The organism is Staphylococcus sp. GDY8P94P (genome assembly GCF_017892255.1).
GTDB classification, from domain to species: Bacteria; Bacillota; Bacilli; order Staphylococcales; family Staphylococcaceae; genus Staphylococcus; species Staphylococcus cohnii.
The window spans coordinates 288,958-310,009 of the sequence record NZ_JAESKU010000001.1; the positions used below are offsets into that span (position 1 = coordinate 288,958).

The 21,052-nt window shown below is 29.0% G+C and carries 27 protein-coding genes and 1 pseudogene; 15 read left to right on the top strand and 13 right to left on the bottom strand.

The features are described from left to right. Positions 1-46 precede the first annotated feature (46 nt). Positions 47-766 (bottom strand): type I 3-dehydroquinate dehydratase, encoded by a 720-nt coding sequence (aroD, locus tag KA926_RS01455; RefSeq protein ID WP_210143485.1) that lies wholly within the window; start codon positions 764-766, stop codon positions 47-49. A 176-nt stretch (positions 767-942) separates the two neighbouring features. Between aroD and KA926_RS01460 the strand changes: the two genes are divergently transcribed. The 5 genes from KA926_RS01460 to KA926_RS01480 all read left to right on the top strand — a co-directional run bounded on the left by KA926_RS01460 (position 943) and on the right by KA926_RS01480 (position 4,883). Next, positions 943-1,368, top strand: coding sequence for an organic hydroperoxide resistance protein (locus KA926_RS01460; RefSeq protein ID WP_040030180.1), 426 nt, complete (start codon positions 943-945; stop codon positions 1,366-1,368). Between the two features lie 487 nt (positions 1,369-1,855). Beyond that, on the top strand, positions 1,856-2,392 hold the full coding sequence (locus KA926_RS01465) for a GNAT family N-acetyltransferase (RefSeq protein ID WP_107386610.1): 537 nt from the start codon (positions 1,856-1,858) through the stop codon (positions 2,390-2,392). Between the two features lie 203 nt (positions 2,393-2,595). Continuing rightward, positions 2,596-2,862 carry a hypothetical protein gene (locus KA926_RS01470; protein ID WP_210143486.1) on the top strand — a complete coding sequence of 89 codons (267 nt, stop codon included), beginning with the start codon at positions 2,596-2,598 and terminating at the stop codon, positions 2,860-2,862. A 177-nt stretch (positions 2,863-3,039) separates the two neighbouring features. After that, a complete protein-coding gene (locus tag KA926_RS01475; protein ID WP_210143487.1) occupies positions 3,040-4,335 on the top strand; it encodes a CitMHS family transporter in 1,296 nt (431 codons plus the stop codon). 311 nt (positions 4,336-4,646) lie between these two features. Further along, positions 4,647-4,883: a hypothetical protein gene (locus KA926_RS01480; protein ID WP_210143488.1), complete on the top strand. Its 237-nt coding sequence runs from the start codon at positions 4,647-4,649 to the stop codon at positions 4,881-4,883. Between the two features lie 9 nt (positions 4,884-4,892). Here KA926_RS01480 and KA926_RS01485 read toward each other — a convergent pair whose 3' ends face one another. From KA926_RS01485 to KA926_RS01500, 4 genes and pseudogenes are all read right to left on the bottom strand, one after another. Beyond that, a complete protein-coding gene (locus KA926_RS01485; RefSeq protein WP_107384306.1) occupies positions 4,893-5,108 on the bottom strand; it encodes a sterile alpha motif-like domain-containing protein in 216 nt (71 codons plus the stop codon). Positions 5,109-5,358: 250 nt separating this feature from the next. Further along, positions 5,359-5,721: pseudogene (locus KA926_RS01490) on the bottom strand (transposase); the annotation flags it as partial. Positions 5,722-6,206: 485 nt separating this feature from the next. Further along, the gene (locus KA926_RS01495) at positions 6,207-6,413 is read right to left on the bottom strand and encodes a TM2 domain-containing protein (RefSeq protein WP_019467917.1); all 207 of its coding nucleotides are present in this window, start codon (positions 6,411-6,413) and stop codon (positions 6,207-6,209) included. Positions 6,414-6,508: 95 nt separating this feature from the next. Next, positions 6,509-6,997: a hypothetical protein gene (locus KA926_RS01500; protein WP_210143489.1), complete on the bottom strand. Its 489-nt coding sequence runs from the start codon at positions 6,995-6,997 to the stop codon at positions 6,509-6,511. Positions 6,998-7,224: 227 nt separating this feature from the next. Between KA926_RS01500 and tsaT the strand changes: the two genes are divergently transcribed. From tsaT to KA926_RS01520, 5 genes are all read left to right on the top strand, one after another. Further along, the gene (gene tsaT / locus KA926_RS01505) at positions 7,225-7,407 is read left to right on the top strand and encodes a type II toxin-antitoxin system toxin TsaT (RefSeq protein WP_210143490.1); all 183 of its coding nucleotides are present in this window, start codon (positions 7,225-7,227) and stop codon (positions 7,405-7,407) included. A gap of 582 nt (positions 7,408-7,989) precedes the next feature. Further along, positions 7,990-8,238 carry a hypothetical protein gene (locus KA926_RS01510; RefSeq protein ID WP_210143491.1) on the top strand — a complete coding sequence of 83 codons (249 nt, stop codon included), beginning with the start codon at positions 7,990-7,992 and terminating at the stop codon, positions 8,236-8,238. Between the two features lie 126 nt (positions 8,239-8,364). Beyond that, on the top strand, positions 8,365-8,499 hold the full coding sequence (locus KA926_RS14040) for a hypothetical protein (RefSeq protein ID WP_258230502.1): 135 nt from the start codon (positions 8,365-8,367) through the stop codon (positions 8,497-8,499). A gap of 148 nt (positions 8,500-8,647) precedes the next feature. After that, positions 8,648-9,547, top strand: a complete 900-nt coding sequence (locus KA926_RS01515; RefSeq protein WP_245335811.1) for an arsenic resistance protein — start codon at positions 8,648-8,650, stop codon at positions 9,545-9,547. Positions 9,548-9,772: 225 nt separating this feature from the next. Continuing rightward, a complete protein-coding gene (locus tag KA926_RS01520; RefSeq protein ID WP_019467911.1) occupies positions 9,773-9,961 on the top strand; it encodes a hypothetical protein in 189 nt (62 codons plus the stop codon). Positions 9,962-10,051: 90 nt separating this feature from the next. On the opposite strand, the gene KA926_RS01525 is transcribed toward KA926_RS01520, so the two are convergent. Beyond that, complete coding sequence (locus tag KA926_RS01525) at positions 10,052-10,282, bottom strand: hypothetical protein (RefSeq protein WP_026034740.1); 231 nt, start codon at positions 10,280-10,282, stop codon at positions 10,052-10,054. Between the two features lie 420 nt (positions 10,283-10,702). Here KA926_RS01525 and vraX point away from each other — a divergent pair, with 420 nt between their 5' ends. Next, a complete protein-coding gene (gene vraX, locus KA926_RS01530; protein WP_210143492.1) occupies positions 10,703-10,867 on the top strand; it encodes a C1q-binding complement inhibitor VraX in 165 nt (54 codons plus the stop codon). Between the two features lie 366 nt (positions 10,868-11,233). Here the strand turns inward: vraX and KA926_RS01535 are convergent, their stop codons facing one another. Continuing rightward, on the bottom strand, positions 11,234-11,620 hold the full coding sequence (locus tag KA926_RS01535; protein ID WP_210143493.1) for a VOC family protein: 387 nt from the start codon (positions 11,618-11,620) through the stop codon (positions 11,234-11,236). Positions 11,621-11,851: 231 nt separating this feature from the next. Here KA926_RS01535 and KA926_RS01540 point away from each other — a divergent pair, with 231 nt between their 5' ends. Further along, positions 11,852-12,052: a helix-turn-helix domain-containing protein gene (locus KA926_RS01540; RefSeq protein WP_210143494.1), complete on the top strand. Its 201-nt coding sequence runs from the start codon at positions 11,852-11,854 to the stop codon at positions 12,050-12,052. A gap of 146 nt (positions 12,053-12,198) precedes the next feature. Here the strand turns inward: KA926_RS01540 and KA926_RS01545 are convergent, their stop codons facing one another. After that, complete coding sequence (locus KA926_RS01545; protein ID WP_019467906.1) at positions 12,199-12,381, bottom strand: hypothetical protein; 183 nt, start codon at positions 12,379-12,381, stop codon at positions 12,199-12,201. 128 nt (positions 12,382-12,509) lie between these two features. After that, positions 12,510-13,325 carry an alpha/beta hydrolase gene (locus tag KA926_RS01550; RefSeq protein WP_210143495.1) on the bottom strand — a complete coding sequence of 272 codons (816 nt, stop codon included), beginning with the start codon at positions 13,323-13,325 and terminating at the stop codon, positions 12,510-12,512. Between the two features lie 182 nt (positions 13,326-13,507). Between KA926_RS01550 and KA926_RS01555 the strand changes: the two genes are divergently transcribed. The 3 genes from KA926_RS01555 to KA926_RS01565 all read left to right on the top strand — a co-directional run bounded on the left by KA926_RS01555 (position 13,508) and on the right by KA926_RS01565 (position 15,856). Then, the gene (locus KA926_RS01555) at positions 13,508-13,780 is read left to right on the top strand and encodes a hypothetical protein (protein ID WP_210143496.1); all 273 of its coding nucleotides are present in this window, start codon (positions 13,508-13,510) and stop codon (positions 13,778-13,780) included. A gap of 197 nt (positions 13,781-13,977) precedes the next feature. Next, positions 13,978-14,139, top strand: a complete 162-nt coding sequence (locus KA926_RS01560; protein WP_171027039.1) for a hypothetical protein — start codon at positions 13,978-13,980, stop codon at positions 14,137-14,139. Positions 14,140-14,425: 286 nt separating this feature from the next. After that, a complete protein-coding gene (locus KA926_RS01565; protein ID WP_210143497.1) occupies positions 14,426-15,856 on the top strand; it encodes a YfcC family protein in 1,431 nt (476 codons plus the stop codon). A gap of 341 nt (positions 15,857-16,197) precedes the next feature. Here the strand turns inward: KA926_RS01565 and KA926_RS01570 are convergent, their stop codons facing one another. From KA926_RS01570 to isaB, 4 genes are all read right to left on the bottom strand, one after another. Continuing rightward, entirely contained in the window at positions 16,198-16,680 is a 483-nt protein-coding gene (locus KA926_RS01570; RefSeq protein WP_210143498.1) for a GNAT family N-acetyltransferase, read from the bottom strand. Between the two features lie 156 nt (positions 16,681-16,836). Beyond that, positions 16,837-18,903 carry a heavy metal translocating P-type ATPase gene (locus tag KA926_RS01575; protein ID WP_210143499.1) on the bottom strand — a complete coding sequence of 689 codons (2,067 nt, stop codon included), beginning with the start codon at positions 18,901-18,903 and terminating at the stop codon, positions 16,837-16,839. Positions 18,904-19,084: 181 nt separating this feature from the next. Then, complete coding sequence (locus KA926_RS01580) at positions 19,085-19,456, bottom strand: VOC family protein (protein ID WP_107386583.1); 372 nt, start codon at positions 19,454-19,456, stop codon at positions 19,085-19,087. Between the two features lie 957 nt (positions 19,457-20,413). Then, positions 20,414-20,893, bottom strand: a complete 480-nt coding sequence (gene isaB / locus KA926_RS01585) for an immunodominant staphylococcal antigen IsaB family protein (protein WP_210143500.1) — start codon at positions 20,891-20,893, stop codon at positions 20,414-20,416. Positions 20,894-21,052: the final 159 nt, after the last annotated feature.

The following is a 21,052-nucleotide window of genomic DNA, read 5'->3' on the forward strand; positions in this document are numbered from 1 at the left end:
TTGATAACTATTTTCAATTATAAGATAGTACGATTAGATTTTCAAACTACTGATATAACCTTAACTGCGCGCGCAAAGTTTCAACTTGTATCTGTCCAGGTGCTTTAGGATTATCCAAACAACCATAGGATACTGCACCACCAAAAATACCTTGTGCAGTTCTTGAAATGATGCCTAATTTTGACATAGCAATGCCAATCACTTGTTGTGGCACTGTATCTACTGTTGCTGATAATGCTGATAATAAATTTAAGACATCTTCTTTACTATAAGGCATGACTGCAACTTTTAAGTAATCTGGATTGATTTGATGCATTTTAAAATACAAATGTTTTAACTGAGCAAGTGGTGGTGTTTTTTGAAAATCATGATAAGACAATATAACTTCAATATCATTTTTATGGGCTTTATCAATCAAGTTCGCTATATATTGAGATTGACGGTTAATTTCAAATTCAACATCAATCATATCCACATGGTCTATTTCAATTATACTTTCAAGTAATTTAATGTACGCATCAATCGGCAAATCACCTTTACCGCCTTGTGATTGTGTGCGATAAGTAACTAAAATTTTCTTATTTAAGTTTAGCTTATATAATTTATCAATGACATTAGCTATGTCATCAACTCTTGGTGTTGCCCACTGATCAACTCTTAATTCTATTATATCGATAGATGTTTGATATTTTATTAAATCGTTTAAAAAAGTTTGTGAAATTTCACTTTCTGGTTCTATCGTTACTGCAATTTTTACCTCAGACATTTTAAAAACTTCCTTTTCACTCAACATTAAAATTATTGTATAACAATATTGAGAACGAACACAATCTTAAAAGAGCATCGTTTAAGTAAATAATAAAAATCTATTCACCTTTTTATATGATTTAAATTTAATTTACAGGGTATAGTCGTTATATAAGTAATTTAGGAGGTAATATAATGGCAGTAAATTATGAAACAAAAGCAACGAATACAGGTGGTCGTAACGGTCACGTTCAAACAGATGATAAAGCAATTGATGTAGCAGTCATTCCTCCAGCACAAGCTGATGCTGAAAAAGGTACTAATCCTGAACAATTATTCGCAGCAGGTTATGCGTCATGTTTTAATGGTGCATTTGATTTAATTCTTAAACAAAATAAAGTAAGAGGCGCTGAACCTGAAGTCACTTTAACTGTACGTTTAGAAGATGACCCAGAGGCTGAAAGCCCTAAATTAAGCGTTTCAATAGATGCAAAAGTTAAAAACGTTTTATCACAAGAAGATGCAGAAAAATATCTACAAGATGCACATGAATTTTGTCCATATTCAAAAGCAACACGCGGTAATATTGACGTAGATTTAAATGTACAAGTCGTAGAATAACGATAATGCTAAACCCCCAAATTCCATTAGGAATTTGGGGGTTTTTTGTTGTTTTAATACTGCTTATGCTTATGTCATGATGTCTTTTGATCGTTTTCTCTTTTTTACTAATTGTCTTCATCTTTATAATTAATCCAGATGTAAATCATTAATATGGCAAAAGAAATCAAGATAAGCAAAATTAGCGAAACTATAATAGTCATTAAAGATCCCACTTATCGTGCCTCCGCTCATAATATATCATCCACTATATTATACCATAATTATCATATCTATTCGCGTTACTTAAAAATTAAATTAAATGCAATTAAACACTTAAAAAATTAATAGTTTTTTGTTTTTTAAATTAAAAATGATTCCATGTTTTTGAATAAAATTAAATATAGTGTTGCTCAATTTTCCTTTTTCCCTTAAAATCAAATTTAATACGGCAGTAAAATTTATTAATCTATTATATAAATGGTTTATAAAGTTTAGGAGGCATACAATGACAAATATACGTTATTTATCAATCGATGATTTACCCAACTATAGAACATTATTAAAACGTGGCATTCATGAAGATCTTGACGTATTTGCTTGGAAATTGCAAAATGATCGATGCTTAGCCGAACTCAATTTAAACGATTTACTTTCTACTAATTCAAATCAATCAATTGTCATTGGAGCCTTTCGAGATAGTGTTTTGATAGGTGCTGTAACACTTATATTTAATCAAAATTACAGCCTGTCACACAAAGCAGTAATCGAAAATATGTGTGTTATGGGTAATAACCATGAACTTAAAGAACAAATTGCCAAACAATTAATGAAATATGTATTCCAAATCTGCCATGATAAACAAATTGAAATTCTAATGACTTCACTTATATCAAATAATATTAGTGGCAAAGTCTTTTTTAGTAATTTAAATTTTGAATTACTTGCAATAGAAAAATTTGCCAGAAAATATGACGTAGATTATGTTGATGAACATTGGTTGATTTACTATTTCAATGGTGAAGATATGACTTTATTCGAATAAACAAGTCTTTTATACTATCCATTCACAATACGGACAACTTCCTAACTACTATAATTTGACACTTTTCGTTAATCATCTTTTTGATAAATGTTATGTCATATATAAAAATGACTTGCAATTAAATTGTTAAGCAAATATTATTTTATTAAGCTATCATTTATACATTAGATTAATAAAGTATTTCTTAGAGAGGACTGAACAATTTGAAATATGCAACGACATTATTATCACTGTTCTTGTCATTAATTACATTAACAACCCCATTATTAGCAGTTAATAAAATTTTAGAAGGAGACATGCAAATATTAGCTGGCCTGTTATTCATATTGGGTGTACTGCTTATTAATTTATATGCATGTTTACGCGGAGATCGTATTGCTAATATTTTTGCTATGTTGGTATCAGTATTTTCTTTAGCACTACTAAGTTACCCTTTTTGGAAATCATATGTAATAAATTTTTTCATTTAATTTTATGAATACATATTTATTTTATAATATTTAATATCCGCAAAACATTTCATAACTATTTATTTTGGTTATGAAGTGTTTTTTTACTATATACTTTTTGAAAAAGAGTAATATTTTATTTTTAAAAAATTTCTGAAAAGTATATAATGATAAAAACAAAGGGGGAAAATTGAATATATGAACTTAGCAATTCTCGGTTTTATTATGATTATCATCTTTATGGTATTAATTATGACACGTAAAATGTCAGCTTTAACTGCGTTAATTGTCATACCTACCATTTTTGCTTTAATTGGTGGCTTCTATGCAGGTTTAGGTAAGTTTATGTTAGATGGCATAGAAACTGTTGCACCAACTGGAATTATGCTGACTTTTGCCATACTTTATTTTGGCGTTATGATAGATGTTGGCTTATTTGAACCAGTCATTAATCAAATTATAAAAGTCGTTAAAGGGGATCCAGTAAAAATAGCAATAGGCACTGTAATTTTAGCATCTATGGTAGCATTAGATGGTGATGGTACCACTACTTTCATCATCACCGTAACTGCAATGATGCCACTTTATAAAAAGATTGGCATGAGTCTATATACTTTATCAACATTGGCGCTTCTATCTATCGGTGTAATGAACATGTTGCCTTGGGGTGGCCCCACTGCACGTGCGATTTCATCTTTGCAAGTAACTACTGAAGAAGTCTTTGTGCCTATCATACCTGCAATGATTGCTGGTATATTATTTGCATTTGGAGTTGCTTACATACTTGGAAAGCGTTCAAAAAAGTATATTACATCAAATACAAATATTGATTTAAATGATATAAAACCTAACGATACAAAAGAAGAATCTTTATTAAAAAGACCAAAAATGCTTATTCCAAACGCAATACTAACAATTTCATTAATCGTCTGTCTGGTTATCGGCTTAATGCCAATACCAGTCTTGTTTATGTTATGGTTTGGCTTTGCAATATTACTAAACTATCCTAATTTAAGTATTCAAAATTCTGTTGTAAAAAAACATGCTGGAGATGTACTTTCTGTAATCAGTCTTGTTTTTGCTTCAGGTATATTTACAGGTGTAATGAATGGAACAAAAATGGTTAACGAAATGGCTAATACTTTGGTACAAATCATACCAGATGCAATGGGCAATCATTTTGCGTTAATCACGGCAATTTTGAGTGGACCATTTACATACTTTATGGCTAATGATCCTTTCTACTATGGTGTATTACCTATTTTAGCTGAATCTGCGCAACAATTTGGTATTTCCAAAGTTGATATGGCCAGAGCTTCAGTTCTAGGTCAGCCTTTACATGTGTTAAGTCCATTATATGCTGCTGGTTATTTACTTGTAGGTATGCTAGATATAGAATACGGCCAAAACCAACGCATAGTAATAAAATGGGCTGTTGGATCTAGTCTATTTATGATTTTAGTAGCTTGTATTTTAGGAATTATACCGTGGTAAAAGTACATATCTCAACTTACTTCAAGAAAAATATGCACAGTAAACAAGAATGTTAGCTTTTGAATACAAAAAGCACTCATCCACTTCAAATTGGATGAGTGCTTTATTTGTATACGAGTTTATAATTTATATCGCCAATGAATTAGTTGATGACATGCTTTTTCGTACTGTGCTTATATTTATATATTAATGATTATCAACAATTACATATTATTATTTATTAGTAGACAAATAAAATAAAATTGTCGTTTTATTTTATTTGTACTTGGGTAAAACTTAACGTCGGATTTACAATGTTAAGGAGTGTTTTTATGAATCAGATTAATGAGTGTGTATATATTAATCCTACAAAAATTTCTCTAGATTGGGAATGTTTTGTTCTAAGTAAAAGTGACATGGAATTAGATGGCCTACCTACAGAACTTATTAATACATGGATGGCTCAAGATATCATTGAACCTTTTTCAATTAGAAATAACGAAATTAACTTTAGAACGGAAGACATTAAATATGCTCTAAAAATAAGAAATTGGTATTATGAACAATGAATCTTTATGCTAATTAACGCTTAAGTTATTCAGATATAAACTTAATGCCCTTTTTGCAGACGTCATTATTTCATTATAATTATAATTCGTTTTAAAATATGCATATAATTCATGATATCCTGTTGCATGTTTAGGGAAATTCTTATCTTTATTTATAAAATAGGCAAGTTGACCAAGTGGCGTGTCGTCATTAACAAAGTCATTTATAAAATCATAGAATGTCATAAGCATTACCTCGATTATTTAAATTTTAATCGTTACATGTCTTACTATTTAAAGCCTTTTCATAATCATAACAAATAATATTTATTTGTCTATCACTGTTCATTTTTAAATTTAAAAATGAACAGTTTAATTGTTGTTTTCATAGTATTTAATCAAAATTGTAAATATTGTAAAGTTTATGAATTCTATTGCTAAAGCAATAAAAATTAAATACTTTTTTATTTTAATTTGATTGATGTCATTATATTTTTCAATATAAAAACGAGTTCAGGACATAATTGTCTCTGACTAAACAGAAAACGATAATTTCTATTGAGATATGTAGAAATTGTCGTTTTCTTTATTTTTATCAAATAGTGTACCTCGTTGAGCTACCATTTTCCTTACATTCAATGCTATTAGGACAAATCCTAATTATCTTTTGACTTTGTCTATCCCCCGAACTGACATTCGATTGAGACCTAAAATAGCCTTCATGAACTCAAAAACTGCTTCTACATCAATTTTTCTTTGACTACAGATTTTTTAGTCTCTGGTTATGAAAGCTGTTGATTAATTTGAGATTTAAAATAACTCCCAAATTAAAATGCTTCATTATTTTCTTATTAGTTTTGAATTGTTTTTCATACATAAATTTTATTGTACTGATTTTGTAACGTGCTGACGCCCAGGGAAATGATATGAGCGAGAGACTACAGGCTCGAACCATACCCCAGGCAAGCATGCACGATCAAAATCGCATATTATTCTCATATCAAAAGGTCCAATTCTTTATTACTTATGATTTCTGGCTAACTCATGTTATTAATTTTATAAAATAAGAACTTCATCAATATATTAGAGGTAATGAATTGTTTCTAATGAGCCTTTGCTTTTGTATCTTGATAAATATTCCAACGATTTTTCATTGTGCTGACGCCCGGGGAAATGATATGAGCGAGAGACTACAGGCTCGAGACATATCCCCCAGGCAAGCATGCACGATCAAAATCGGAAAATTTTAAATATAAAGAGGACAAATCCATTGTTAAGGATTTGTCCTCTTATTTTGAAAATGGGGGTTTATGTCCCAGCCTCGTTTTATTTTATATCATAGTTTTAAACTAAAACATTGCCATTTTGATCAGCAGGTTTAAATACTGTAATAATCGCACCTATAATAGCTAAAATTTGTGGAATACCTGTCCAACAAAATACAAGGAACAAAAGACCCATACCAGTTTTTCTAGCATAAAACTTATGAATTCCAAAACTTCCTAAAAACACCGCTAAAACAATATAAATTACTTTATTTACTTCATTCATAATTATTTATCTCCTTACTTATTCGATTCACTACTATTATACACCGTTATAATTAATAAAATCTAAAATTTTAATATTTATACGCTAATTCTTTTTTAATTGGCAAATGCTTTTTCGAAATATGATTTTTCAATTTTCAATATTTCTGTATATTCGGTTGGCATTATTTCTATACTCAGTTCAATCAATTTTTCTAAAATGTTATTAATTAACTTGGCGTTTTGTGCTCTATCATTAAAATGTATTTTCACTTGTTCTATCATTTCATTTTCTTCAATTAATATTAATGCTCTCCCGTACGTTTTATCTTTTTTACCTCGTTGAAAGGCTGACTCTAAATAATGACTTATATCCTGAGGTGTATGAAATTTTTCAAAACTCGTTTTTATATGTGTATTTAATTTGCTTGCAATGTCTTTTAATCTTTTGTCTTCTTGCTCAGTTTGTGGCATTAAGTCATTTCTAATTGCTTGCTTCAATTCTACAATTAACTGTTCTGCTTCTTGAAAATCTTTACTGTTACTATCTTGTATTTCATTTACTGCTTGTCTTGCCCTATCCAATTTCACATTAAAATTGCTCATGCAATTCCTCTTTTCTACGTTAAACATAATCATGCTGATAATCTATTTCCAGAATTTACTTTTTATAACCAAATTCGTGAAAATATCTTACACTATGGCATCTTATGAATAAATGATAAAATATAATACAAACGAGCTTACAAAACTAAAAACAATTAATTTTTAAGTTATTGAATAAAATCATCAAGTATTACAGCTAGATGACATTACAAAGGAGGGACAAGAATTTGAGTTTACATTTCATGATTGTATTTTGGCTTTCACTCATATTTTTAATTTGTGGGATTATTTCTTTAATATTTTATAAATTGAAAGACAAACAACAAACCAAAGAATCTTTACTCGGACTGACCGTTATGTTAATTATTTTTGGTGTTGTGGGTATACTCTTTACTATTATTTTCAGTTAGATCATATTTAGGCGTTCAATATCAATTCAATGCGTATACGATCAAACAATCTTAGTTTAAACTAAACGATACCATAAGCTTTCGAGGTGCCACTTAAAATCAATTCAATAAGTGGCGCTTTATTACAAGCTTTCACCCATGAATCACTTAAAAATCATCATTTCCTCCTACTTCTATAACATAAGTCATTTAATTTCAAGAACGAATCAAATATGCTCGCACTTATGTTTGTATTTTATACGTATCAATTCAATTTGTAATGAAATGAAAAACCATTAACAAAATAATAATTAATATAAAAAAATACACAAAACGTTTAATCGCTCTTATTTTTTCATGGCGTATCTCTTCCTTAGAGTGATTAACATTTTCATGTAACCTCGTATTTATAAATAAAAATGGCATTGTTGCTAGAAAAGCAAAAATTAATGCTAATATAATAGATAATAAAACAATCATGCTATCACCTCTTATTCTTATGTACTTGGTGAACTTATTCCCTTTCACAATTAATTAATTCAAAATTCAATATTCTTCTTTAGAAAAATATTGAAAATGTAGCAATATTAAGGAGTGACAATTATGAAATTAACCTATTTACCTAAGTGGCAATTAATAAATCAAAGTCAAAAGCAATTTATGATACAAGAAGATACAACTTCTATTTCTCTTGTAAGTCCAATTAATGAATATGCGATGGGTATTTTAAGCCAAATTTTCTTTACGATTGAGCAAGGAAATGTTGTTAATACCACCATTGAAAATAATAGTGATGAATTAAAAGTAACAGTCGATGAAGAAAATTCAACACTTTACGTCGTCGACCTTTAAATAACCTTTATATAAAGGAAACAAACACAATAGTATTTTTATTTAGTCGGTAGATTTTAGTGTATGATATATATAAATATAATTATTTTGTAACAAACATTTAAATTCATACAAGTGGGTGAAAATATGAAACTATTAAAAAATCTGTTATTACTTATATCTGGTGTTTTAGTAATTCGTGCATTACTTCTAAGTATTGATAGCACAAATGATGATAAAATTGAAAATAAAGTAAGCGTTCAAGATAAAGACAAAAAATAAAATCGAAACTAGTTCATATAAAGAAGTGGGACTTGAAATCAAAATGGCATACATGATTTCTCACCACTTTTTTTATTTCAAGTTATTCTGTATTACTGACTGTGTATGAAATAAATCCATGAACAAAATTGATATACGAGAGGTCATTATGCAATATATAAAATCCATGATTGAAAAGTACCAAATTTACATTTATTTTATAGCACTTTTAAGCGGTGTCCTTGTTGGCTTAATATCAAATACTTTTGCCAACATATTAGAATCTATAATTTCTGCTAGTTTGTGTCTACTTATGTTTAGTATGTTTTCACAAATTCCATTTTTTAACATCACACACAGTTTGTTTAATATAAAGTCTATTTTGGCATTATTAATATCAAATTTTATTGTTATTCCTTTATTTGTTTATGGTTTGATCCAATTGTTTGATATTTCAGATGCACCTATCATAATCGGGTTGTATCTTGTTCTATTAACGCCTTGTATTGACTACGTTCTTGTTTTTAATGCATTAGGAAAAGGAAACGAACAACTCATGTTATTTGCTACACCGCTACTGTTTATATGCCAAATTTTATTATTACCTTTGTATTTTACGCTATTTCTAAACACTGATATTTTTTCACAAATAGATATTTTACCATTCTTTAAGTCGTTTTTGATGTTTATAATTTTCCCTTTATTATTAGCACTTTTATTGCAATATTCTAGTAAAAAGTCCAAAAACATAAATCAAATATTAAAGTTTACTTCTTGGCTTCCTGAAATTTTTATGGCTCTCGTTTTATTTTCAATTGTGGGATCACAAATAAATAAAATTATCCATAATTTAAATATTGTCATTACAGTTATACCTATTTATATTTGTTTTTTAATCATTGCTCCTTTAATAGGTACCTTATGCGGTAAATTATTTAAAGTAACACAAGAAACCAAAAGGACCATTGCATTTAGTTCTAGTACAAGAAATGCACTAGTTGTCCTACCTTTAGCATTAGGTTTACCAAACCATTGGGTAACCATTACAACTACAGTCATTATTACATAAACATTATGTGAATTATTAGGCGAACTTATCTATATCAAAATGATACCTAAATACATTAAATAATCACCTCACTATATCAGAAGCTAATTATTATTCATTTCATCTCAAATATATTAAACTTATATCAAATTAACATTTTACACTATGTTAATTGAATTATCTCATTAATACTGTTTAGTTATACGTCAAACGATAATTCTGTAATTTGAAAACGGGGTGATTAAGATGCAAATATTAAGAAGCGTATCTGAAAATAACCGTACGACTTTCCATATTAAAACGGATTTAGGCTTAATTATCAAAGTTACTGCTGATAATGAATTAACTTCAAAAGATATAAAACAATTATTATTAAAAATAGCTAATGACATGGATCAAAAACTTCAAGGCAATATTGAATCATTTAAAGCTTAGTTATTTTTGATAAAATGACTCATATAAAAAGGAGTGAAAATAAGAAATCAATGGTAAACATTGATTCCTTTTCACTCCTTTTATTATTTATTAATTAACAATCACAATTATAAATCCAATAAATAGCACTAACATTGACAATCTTGGTTTACTTTTTCCAAACAAACCACTCAATAATACAAATGCTAGACCTACAATTAATAATTGATTATTAAATGTTGTTAACCCCATTAAGTCACCAGCCATCATGATAACGCCATATATAATAACAACTGTTATCGCCAGGCTACATAAAAATGACAATATACTCAATAATCTCACAATATACATCCCTTTTTTAAATAGTCATACTATATGCAGTATAAAACAAAAACGCCGCTTCGAAAAGCGACGTCAATCTCGAAAATATATTCCACACTAAAGTTTGGAGGACTTTTTGTGCTTGGTTAGTTATACCCTTCTTTATAATATAAAAACACAAAAAACTAATTTCCTCAAAAAAATATCATAAATTATAATTAACAGTTGAAAATGTATTATTTTAAATAAGATTCAACAAAATAATTAAATTAATTAAATCATACCAGTGGAAATGAATTTAATAAAAAGTTATCCTATAGTTAAAGTATTAATCATTTCAGTTATAAAATAAGAACTTATTCGTCTTATGAAAGTAATGTTTCTATTTAGACATTATTTTATATTATCGTGAATTGTTTTATAGAAAAAAAGGGTGATGAGATGAAAGTATTACGAAAAGTTTATAAAGACGAAGAACCGATTTACCATGTTAAAACAGATAAGGGTTCTGTCATTAGAATTAAAGGTTCTGATGAGTTAACCGACGCAGAAACTGAAGAATTATTAACAATTGTTGCGGAAGATATTGATAAAATGAATAAATAAATACCCAGTTTTTGAACGATGATGAATACGGTGGATAAAGGGGTTATATCGTATTGATCATCGTTACTTTATCATTTAGTTTACCATCGTTATTGGATTGTAATTCGTAAAGTAATGCATTTGCAAACTCATAACTTTCAATAAAGTTCCCTCCAATAAAATATACTTCATAAACATAGCCAAAATTTGTTAACTAGTGTTTAATTCAGAGCGCTACAAAAAATGATTATTTATTTTCATCGTTGATGAATACAGAAATTATATTTTATAAAGTGCTTTAATATAATAAGTAACAAGCACCAAACTTAACTTATATCATAAAAAATGACGATAAATTAAATCTAGTGCTTAGAAAAAAATATACACTTATTGCTCAATTAATTGAATTAAATTACCACAAGTGTCTTCGATGATTGCTAATTTAATTCCTTCAACCTCTTTTGGTGTTGTATGAAATTTTACATCTAAATCTGACAGTGATTGGTGTGTTTGTTCTAAATTAGAAACGCCAAACATCGTTACGGGAATACCTGCATTAAACAAATCATCTTGATATCTCTTTGCAATAGGGTTCTCATTAGGTTCAAGAACGATTTCTACCGGATTGTTCGAATTGTTTTCTTTTACAGTTAACCATTTAAATCCGCCACCAATCTCCATGTCATGTACAAGTTCAAAACCGAGCTTTTCTGTATAAAATTGTTTTGCTTTTTCTTGATTATCTACAAAAATACTCATAGCAATTATTTTCAATTTATTTTCCTCCTTATTATAAATATTTTTAATATTTTAATACCCTATCCTTATATCCTGACACCTCATACAATCAACAAACGATTTATATTTTATTCAAAATATTAAAATCGTTGGAAATAACATTCCAATTAATTCTAAATAAATATTTAGTTATTTGAACATACAGTTTATCTGTACTAAAATAATTAATATAAGTCTTATACATTTAAATGATGGAGGTTTTAAATTTTGGAAATTTTAACTGAGCTACGTGAAAAAAAGCATTTAAGTTTGTCTAAATTAGCAATTAATTTAAACAAAAACTACGAGAAAAGTTATAGAATATGTCAAATATGGGATTGGGAACATGGATATAGAGAACCATCAGAAAATGACACTAAAATTTTAGCCGATTATTTCAACGACCCTCAAAAAACATTTAGTCACTAATTATATGAATTTAGTACACATATTGAATTTATATAATTAGTGATTAGATTGATATCATGATGATTAGACATTTCCTAACCAAGTTACTGTCTATATTGTGTTTAAGCCTGAAAACTTTTTCAGGCTCTTTTTTATCGTACTATTCATTACTTTTTATAAACAATTGTAATAAAATAATCTACGCCTTCCACAGTGTTTGTAACTGAAGGTGTCACTGAAACAAGTTCCCAATGCTGTTTATCGTCAACTTCATGTAAAAATTGGTTTACGCGTGTATCAAATTCTTCGAAACTCTCTTCGTATTCCATGTGCAAGGTTTTAATAAACATATTTGTCTCCTTCAATTATTTTGTCTTAATTATTTTTTTATTTATAAATCCTTCAAATTGCTGAAACAAACATTTTAAAATATTTGAGGACTTAATCAACAATTAATTTGTAAATCTACTTTAAAAATTTATGTAGAATATATTTCATTATCTAACCAATCAACAATTTCTTTAAAAATATTCTTGTTAAAAGAAGATTCATTAAATATTTCGTGTTGTAAACCATCATAAATATGAATTGATTTATGTTCAGAACCTATTTCATCAAATAATTGTAATGAATCTTGGTAACTCACCAACCCATCTTCCTTACCATGTAATATAAGTGTATGTTCAATAAATTTGGATGCATTTTCTTTTAAATATGCTATACCATCCATTAGGCTAACTATTAATCCCATTGAAATTTGCTTTGCATTCAAATCATCTAATGCATATTTTTCAACAACATTTTGATCTGAACATAGTCCTTCATTAAGCTCGTTATCAAAATAACTATACTTATCTACATGATTGTCTACTTCACCAAACGTTTTCTTATTATATCTCGTTAAAGCGCCAGATGTTATTATGCCGTCTACTTCATTAGGATATTGTGTACCGAATAATGTTACTGTATATCCACCCATACTATGACCAATTAAATATATCTTCCCTTTATAATCAGCCTTAACTTTATCAACCACAGCAGTCAAATCTTCAACAATCTCATCTTTATTACTATAAAATGTCTGCTTACCTTCTGATCGACCATGTCCCCGCTGATCATACCTAATTACATTGAATTCATTTTTATTTAAGTAATTAGCTAATTCATCATAACGATCAAGATGTTCAGCTAATCCATGGACTATAATAATATTAGCTTTAGCCTTTTCAATTTCATTTATTTTTGCATAAAGCTTCGTGTTATCTTTTGATGTTATATAATTTATATAATTCATTTTTATTTCACCTCATAGTATTAAAAATAAAGTTACTTATACTATTAAAATCCCCTTCTAAAATAAAAACAAACTTAATCAGTCTATAATATTCAATAAATTAGTCAATGGTGTTTAAACTCAACCTTCTTTCAACCTTTAAATCTTAGTTAATGATATGCTTATATCGGAGGGCGATATAAATGGCGAAATATATATTATCCTATAATTTAAATTCTATTTCTTATGGGTATGAAAAATTACCTTCAAAGTTAAATCTTGTTGGTAAACCTTTATACATCTACAAAGGTTTGTGGTTGTTAAAAAGTGACTTAGCTAAAAAAACGATTTGTGAAACTATAAAAAGTGTATTCAATTCAAATGATGATTTTTTAATATTTGAAATAAATCAAAGTCCTTTAGGTACCTTGAGTGAACAAAAGTACGATGAAATAATAAATTTACTTAATGATTAAACATATTCTTAAATTTGAATGTGTTTTTTATTTGTATTATTTAAGTTAGTTTCATAAATATGTTATACTTTTTATTACTTAAAAGATTTATGTATAGTACAATTATATAAATGGTCAACTTTGTACTTCAACCTATTTCACAGTTTCATTTGCAATTTCATTATTTTAAAACAATGACCATTGTTAAGGGGATATTTATGAAAATAATTGATTTCAAAATTAGTAACTATGACATAATCTACACTGTTAAAACGACAAAAGGTAATACGTTTTCTCATGCACTGCCTAAAGATACGACTTCTCATAATGTTCATCGCTATTTGAATATATTGTGTAGTAATGTTGATCGAACAATGTAATAAACATCTATAATTAAGATAGTGGCTTGTTACTGTCTTTAATTATCAAATAGATATAATGTTTCTAGTAAAGTCTAGTAAGTGAGCTGCACAGTTCAATTACTAGATTTTTTATTTTATATTAATTCATGCTAAATTATTTAACTAAAATCATATTTATTTAATGATTTTATAAAAATTTTGTTATAATTAAGTTTAAATTAAAATTTTCAGAAAATTAAGATTTTAGTTTTTGTATAACCATGATATATTTTCATTATTTATGTTAGCTAAAAGGGGTGTAGCAATGAAATTTTCAAAAAATAAAGGGAAAGCAACAAATAAAGACAGGAAAAAGTTAGAAATGCCACATATTTATGTTATTTTATTTATATTTGGTGTCTTAGCCACCATTTCAACTTACCTCATTCCTTCTGGAGAATTTGATCGAATTAAAGGACCAGAAGGTAGAGAAATGGTTGATGCAGACTCATTTCATTATATAAAAGCTTCGCCAGTGCATATCATAGACTTTATATCCATTATTCCGAGAGGTCTCATTGAAGCAGGTGAAATTGTATTCTTCACCCTGATTATTGGTGGTATGTTTATGGTATTACGACGTACAGGCATTATTGAAATTGGCGTTGATAAACTCGCGCGTAGGTTTTTAAATCATAGTATCTTTATCATTCCAGTACTGACATCAGTATTTGCAATTATTGCTACGCTCATAGGTACTGCTGAACTTTCACTTGTATACATACCCGTTATCATTCCATTAATTATTGCTTTAGGTTATGACTCTATAACCGCTACTGCGATTGCGCTATGTGGTACTGTTGTAGGCTTTACAGTCGGTGTATTAAACCCAATCAATACTGGTTTAGCACAAAAATTATCTGGTATCCCTGTCTTTTCTGGTATCGGCTTACGACTCATAATTTTTATCTTTGTGCTCTTTATAACAATATTATTTATAATGAGATACGCACGAAAAGTAAAACAAACCCCACGTATTAGCTTAGTTTACCAAGAAGACACTGAAAAAAGACAAACCTATAAAGATATTACGAACCACGAACCGCTAGTAGCAACACAACGTCAAAAAATTGGCATTGCAGTTGTATTAGCCTTTTTTATTGTACTTGTTTATGGTGTTACTACACAGGGTTGGTTTATGGTTGAAATGTCTGGATTATTTATCATTATGGGAATTGTTGTTGGATTAATTACTGGATTGAATACACGTGAGATTTGCGAGTCATTTAATGACGGATTTAAAGACGTATTGATGGGCGCTATCATTGTAGGTCTCGCGCGTTCTATCGCGGTAGTTCTTGAAGACGGTAAAATTATGGACAGCATCGTGCATGGCTTAGGTTCTGTTATTGACAGTGCTACACCGACTGTCGCAGTCATCGGTATGTATCTCGTTCAGGTATTAATTAACTTCATCATCTCATCAGGAAGTGGTCAAGCACTTGTCACTATGCCTATCATGGCACCATTAGCCGATATGCTAGGAATTACTCGTCAAACAGCTGTTTTAGCTTTCCAATTAGGCGATGGCTTCACACATGTATTCTATCCTACAAGTGGTTATTTCATGGCAGCATTAGCCATTGGTGGCGTTTCTTATACTAAGTGGATCAAGTTTTTCTTCCCTTTATTTATTATGTGGGGACTTATTTCAATTATTTCATTAGTAATTGCACAATTAATTGGCTGGTCATAAATATACAAATGCTGGCAAACAGACAATTCAGTGGCTTTCATAAAGCTTTAGTCATATAAAAAACGTCTCTTTCTATATCTGTCCAATAGAAAGGACGTCTTCTCTATTTTTATAAAAAGTTATAAGTCAGTGGTCTCTTATTTCCTTTATGTTAATAAAACCATTAGGATCAATCTAAGTTCATGTTGAACCTCATTTATCTAGCCAGCCAACATTCATTAAAAAATCCAAAAATAGATGCTAAATTCTAAAAATGTTTCGCTATCAATTTGCATAGATTACCGATTTTTAAAATCCCTTACTTAAAACTTTTGATAGCTTTTTTAAATTAGCGTTTTATTTTAATGCCTATCATTCCCTATCACTTTTTCCATTCTGTAATTAGTAGTTTGAAACCCTAATTTATTGTATAAGGATACTGCCCTCTCGTTGTGACCAAACACATGTAAACCAATACGATGTATATTTCTTTTTTGGCAATAATCTTCGATACAAAGCATCGTTTTTTCACCTAAACCCTGACCTCTATAACTGTCAAAAATATGTACATCATAAATAAAACATTTAGTTTTCTTTTTAATTCCCTCAAAATGTAACCAACAATATCCAATCATTTCATTCAAGTAAATAACAGAAAATAAATCCTGATTTTCAGTAGCTAAGCCATAAGGCAATAGTTTTTCAAAATCTGAACGTGCCCTCTCAATGGCACCTTCTGCTTCCCAATCACCACTTTTTATATGTTCATGCGCATATTCATGAATGCTATTTTCATAAATTTCATCAAAAGTTTTTTGCGTCATAGGCTCCAGTTTTAACGACATGTCATACCCCCTTTTTAATTAGCACTAGTTTAGCATAATTCATTTCTAGTTTACTAATTAAAAAAGTGGAACAAACACTTTCCTTTAAAAAGATTGTGTCGTTCCACTTTATTCAAATCGTTCTATTCGTACGCATTCATTCAAAATTTTATAATTCTACTTCAATTTTAATGTCATTGCATTAATTGCCACAATAACCGTACTTAAAGACATCAAAATTGCTCCGACAGCAGGAGATAATATTAACCCTAAAAATGCTAAAACACCAGATGCGAGTGGTACAGCAACAATGTTATATCCAGCTCCCCACCATAAATTTTGAACCATTTTTCTCATAGTATTTTTAGAAAGTGAAAGGAAATGAATAATATCTGATGGTGTACTTTTAACAAGAATCACGTCTCCTGATTCAACAGCAACGTCCGTACCAGCACCAATAGCCATGCCTATATCCGCTCTAATTAAACTAGGTGCATCATTGATACCGTCACCAACCATCATTACTTTATGTCCATTACTTTGATAATCCTGAATAATCTTTTCTTTATCCTCAGGTAATAATTGTGCATGGACATCATTAATACCTAATTCTTTAGCTACTGTAGTTGCAACTTCATTATTATCTCCTGTTAACATCACTGGCGTAATATTTCTTGATAATAAATCTGAAACCATTTTTCTTGAACTTTCTTTAATTTTGTCTCCCTGTGCAATAACTCCTATTACCTCATCATTATTTATTAAGAAACTTACTGAATTACCTTGTTTCGCAAGATTTTCAAATTCTTCGATATTATATTTCAAGTTGTTGTTTTCTAAATAGCTTGCATTTGTAATTTTATATTTTTGATTTTCTATTATACCTTCTAATCCAACACCTGGTATATTGGTAACTTCTTGAGGATTTTTAATTTTGATACCTTTACTTTTAGCAAATGTCACGATGCCTAAAGCGAGTGGATGATTGGAATTACTTTCTAATGAAGCAAATAAAGATAAGATTGTTTCATTATCACTTTGATCTGTATAACTTTCATAATGATTCACTGAAAAATCACCTTCTGTTAAAGTGCCTGTTTTATCCATCATAATATAGTCAATATGTTGGGCCAATTCAACAGAAGATCTATTTTTTATGATTAATCCATTATGTGCGCCAATAGAAGTTGAACGCGCCGTAACTAGAGGTATAGCTAATCCCAGTGCATGAGGACAAGCTATAACCAATACCGTCACTAATCTTTCCAAAGCAAAATCTATATTATTATGGATAAGCATCCACACGATAAATGCTATTAAACCAACACTTACTGCAAAATAAAATAGATAACCCGCTACTTTATCTGATAATAATTCCGCATCAGACTTATCATTTTGTGCTTGATTTACTAACCCCATCACTTGTGATAAATAGCCATTCTCTCCTGTAGCAGTTACTTTGACATGTACCGTTCCTGAACCATTAATTGAACCACCGATAACTTCATCTTGTTCATCTTTAACTACTTGCTTAGATTCTCCTGTTACTAATGATTCATCTACCGAGGTACTTCCTTGAGTTATCACTCCGTCTGCCGGTATGCTTTCTCCAGCTTTTACTTCCACAATATCATTCGCTGCAATTTCAGATATAGAAACCTCTTCTTTTTCTTCCGAATCTATCACTCTTATCGCTTTATTAGGTAAAAGTTCAGCCATTTTTTTCAAAGCATTACCTGCATTACCAACTGCATTCATTTCAATCCAATGTCCTAACAACATAATCAATATTAATGTAGCTAATTCCCAGAAGAAATCCATAACATGCCCAGATGCATGGCTAAAATGATTCATATAAAATGCATATAAACTATAAATATATGCTACAGAAATACCTAATGCAACAAGCGTCATCATACCAGGCTTTTTAGATAAAAGTTCATCTTTTGCGCCAGTTAAAAAAGGTTTACCCCCATAGAAGAACAATACTGTGGCAAGCACTAATACGATCCAATCGGAACCATTAAATGAGAATTGAAACGGTAATTTTATTCCCATCATTGGTGATAAAATGACGATCGGTATTGCAAATAACAATGATATAAAAAATTTACGCTTAAAATTGCCATGATGATGTCCATGGTGATCATGCATATCATGTCCTTCATGATGCTGTGTATGATGTTCCTCACGCATCCCATGATCATGATAATCGCGTGATTCATGATGATTTGAATTTGTCATGTTATATCCTCCTTACAGAGTGTAACGTTATACTCTTAATATTAATGATTATAACATATACCCCCATAAGGTATAATAAATATGCTTACGATTATTAAAAAGGACCAAAACCAAACGAATTTCATCGAATTGATTTCAGTCCTATTGACTGCAGTTATTTATTTCAAGAATATAATAAATGCTATTCACTTACGGCGAAATAGTTACCTTGTCCATCTTGAAAATTAAATACCCGAGTTCCTGACATTTCAATAATATCATGTCCAGTTAAGCCTTTAGCTTTCAACTTTTCATAAAGTTCATCGAAATTTGATGCTTTAAACATAAGTGATGGTGTACCCAAATTAACTTCTGGACTATATTTTTTAATAAATGCTTTTTCCATAATAGAAATCGATGTTTCGACTTCATTATTTGGTGCTATTTCTACTGCTTTATATCCCTCTGCTAATGCTTCTTCTGATAAAACGACAAATTCCATTATATTTTTCCAAAAATCAACAGCTTTTGACTGATCATCTACATATAACATGACCTGATTTAATTTCTCCATTTTACAATACACCTTTCCAATTTCAGTCTTTCTTAAATATAACCAAAACAATATACATATAAACGATTTATGCTAAAATAATTTTCTTTTCATTGTGAATAGCCACCTTTAAAGGTGGCATCAAAATAGGTAGAACTCTAAAATACTTCTATGTAATATTATATAGAATTAGATATTAAAACGCTTTTATAATAAAATTCAATAACACTATGACATATATACAGCTTTTATTATATAATTATAGCAATAATACATATGTCATACGTGTATCAAAATTACGATACGCTATATCAAAGAGAGGTGCTTCATGAGATTTAAAAAAAGTCTAAAATATTCTACTATTTTTTTCTTGATAATAACATTTATCACAATTTTAATCAGACCATCAGAAACAAAAATGAATGAAATTATGAATGCTTCTAATTTGGAAACATTGATTTTAATTAGTAACGAATTTATAAAAACAATATCTATAAGTTTACCACCATCTATCATCATATTTTTGGTTTTTTATTTTTATATTTTAAGACCTCAGAAAGATTAGTATGACATATAATTTTTAAAACAAACGTACTTACCTTCTATTACAACGCATAAAAATTGTTGAAATTAAAAATTTACACTCTCTCAAAGAACATGATTAAATCTTTACTTCCAAAATTATGTATAAAATTATATGCATGATTTTAGCCTTAACCTATTAAAGTCATACTAAAAATATTTTTTATTACAAAAACGCCCACCAATTGGTGAGCGTTTGTTTATTAGAAATTTAGTTTTATAAAAATAACCACTAGCATTGGCTATTTTCTATTAATCACTTTTTGACTTGTACATTTGTAAATTACACACTGCTAAAAAATTCAAGAATGACATACATGTGATAAAAATACACTTTCATTAACTACATTATTTATTAATTTTGATTGATTGTTTAGTATTTCTTTATATTTCACTTTAAGTATTAATTTGTACCTTGGTTACATAGCCATCGTTTACATAAAATTTGATTGACGTATCGTTATAATTACGTTCATACATATGTCCTGCTGGTGTGTCGGTTACATCTGAAGGACCATATACTGTTAATAAATCATTTTTTGAAACAGATTTACCATCTAAATCAAAAGTAACAGCATCTGCTTTATTTTCTCCAGTTTTACGAAATGATTGATCATATATATCTACCATCTCAGCTGTTTCTGCGTCACTATTTGTAATTTTATAACCATTAATTGTTAAATTTTTGTATTTAATTGCATTAATAAAATCTTGATCCAAAATAAATTCACTATTTGCTGATGTATAACCTGTATAGTTATAATATGGCGTTTCTGCTGCTTGGGTTTGTGATTGATGTGAATCGATTGCTGCTGCACCTACTGCTGTACTAAATACGAGGCCGCAAGATAACATTATCTTTGACACTTTATTCATATTAAACACTCCCTGTAAAATTTTTGAATCTTAGTTGATCCAATTGTAATATTACAACATTATTACAAAAAGTCAATTATTTACCTATTATAATAATTCTTAAAACTTTTGAATTCACTAAAATCAGTACCTCGCAAATCGTTAGAAAATTACAAGACT

Excerpts from the sequence above, each read along its gene's own strand:
- KA926_RS14040 (WP_258230502.1), top strand. The coding sequence starts at position 8,365 with ATGAAACTATTAAAAAATCTGTTATTACTTATATCTGGTGTTTTAGTA.
- KA926_RS01560 (WP_171027039.1), top strand. The coding sequence starts at position 13,978 with ATGAAAATAATTGATTTCAAAATTAGTAACTATGACATAATCTACACT.
- vraX (WP_210143492.1), top strand. The coding sequence starts at position 10,703 with ATGAAAGTATTACGAAAAGTTTATAAAGACGAAGAACCGATTTACCAT.
- KA926_RS01485 (WP_107384306.1), bottom strand. The coding sequence starts at position 5,108 with ATGACATTCTATGATTTTATAAATGACTTTGTTAATGACGACACGCCA.
- KA926_RS01515 (WP_245335811.1), top strand. The coding sequence starts at position 8,648 with ATGCAATATATAAAATCCATGATTGAAAAGTACCAAATTTACATTTAT.
- KA926_RS01575 (WP_210143499.1), bottom strand. The coding sequence starts at position 18,903 with ATGACAAATTCAAATCATCATGAATCACGCGATTATCATGATCATGGG.
- KA926_RS01545 (WP_019467906.1), bottom strand. The coding sequence starts at position 12,381 with ATGTTTATTAAAACCTTGCACATGGAATACGAAGAGAGTTTCGAAGAA.
- aroD (WP_210143485.1), bottom strand. The coding sequence starts at position 766 with ATGTCTGAGGTAAAAATTGCAGTAACGATAGAACCAGAAAGTGAAATT.
- KA926_RS01580 (WP_107386583.1), bottom strand. The coding sequence starts at position 19,456 with ATGGAGAAATTAAATCAGGTCATGTTATATGTAGATGATCAGTCAAAA.
- KA926_RS01550 (WP_210143495.1), bottom strand. The coding sequence starts at position 13,325 with ATGAATTATATAAATTATATAACATCAAAAGATAACACGAAGCTTTAT.
- KA926_RS01500 (WP_210143489.1), bottom strand. The coding sequence starts at position 6,997 with ATGAGCAATTTTAATGTGAAATTGGATAGGGCAAGACAAGCAGTAAAT.
- KA926_RS01510 (WP_210143491.1), top strand. The coding sequence starts at position 7,990 with ATGAAATTAACCTATTTACCTAAGTGGCAATTAATAAATCAAAGTCAA.
- KA926_RS01520 (WP_019467911.1), top strand. The coding sequence starts at position 9,773 with ATGCAAATATTAAGAAGCGTATCTGAAAATAACCGTACGACTTTCCAT.
- isaB (WP_210143500.1), bottom strand. The coding sequence starts at position 20,893 with ATGAATAAAGTGTCAAAGATAATGTTATCTTGCGGCCTCGTATTTAGT.
- KA926_RS01570 (WP_210143498.1), bottom strand. The coding sequence starts at position 16,680 with ATGTCGTTAAAACTGGAGCCTATGACGCAAAAAACTTTTGATGAAATT.
- KA926_RS01565 (WP_210143497.1), top strand. The coding sequence starts at position 14,426 with ATGAAATTTTCAAAAAATAAAGGGAAAGCAACAAATAAAGACAGGAAA.
- KA926_RS01465 (WP_107386610.1), top strand. The coding sequence starts at position 1,856 with ATGACAAATATACGTTATTTATCAATCGATGATTTACCCAACTATAGA.
- KA926_RS01460 (WP_040030180.1), top strand. The coding sequence starts at position 943 with ATGGCAGTAAATTATGAAACAAAAGCAACGAATACAGGTGGTCGTAAC.
- KA926_RS01495 (WP_019467917.1), bottom strand. The coding sequence starts at position 6,413 with ATGAATGAAGTAAATAAAGTAATTTATATTGTTTTAGCGGTGTTTTTA.
- KA926_RS01555 (WP_210143496.1), top strand. The coding sequence starts at position 13,508 with ATGGCGAAATATATATTATCCTATAATTTAAATTCTATTTCTTATGGG.
- KA926_RS01475 (WP_210143487.1), top strand. The coding sequence starts at position 3,040 with ATGAACTTAGCAATTCTCGGTTTTATTATGATTATCATCTTTATGGTA.
- KA926_RS01480 (WP_210143488.1), top strand. The coding sequence starts at position 4,647 with ATGAATCAGATTAATGAGTGTGTATATATTAATCCTACAAAAATTTCT.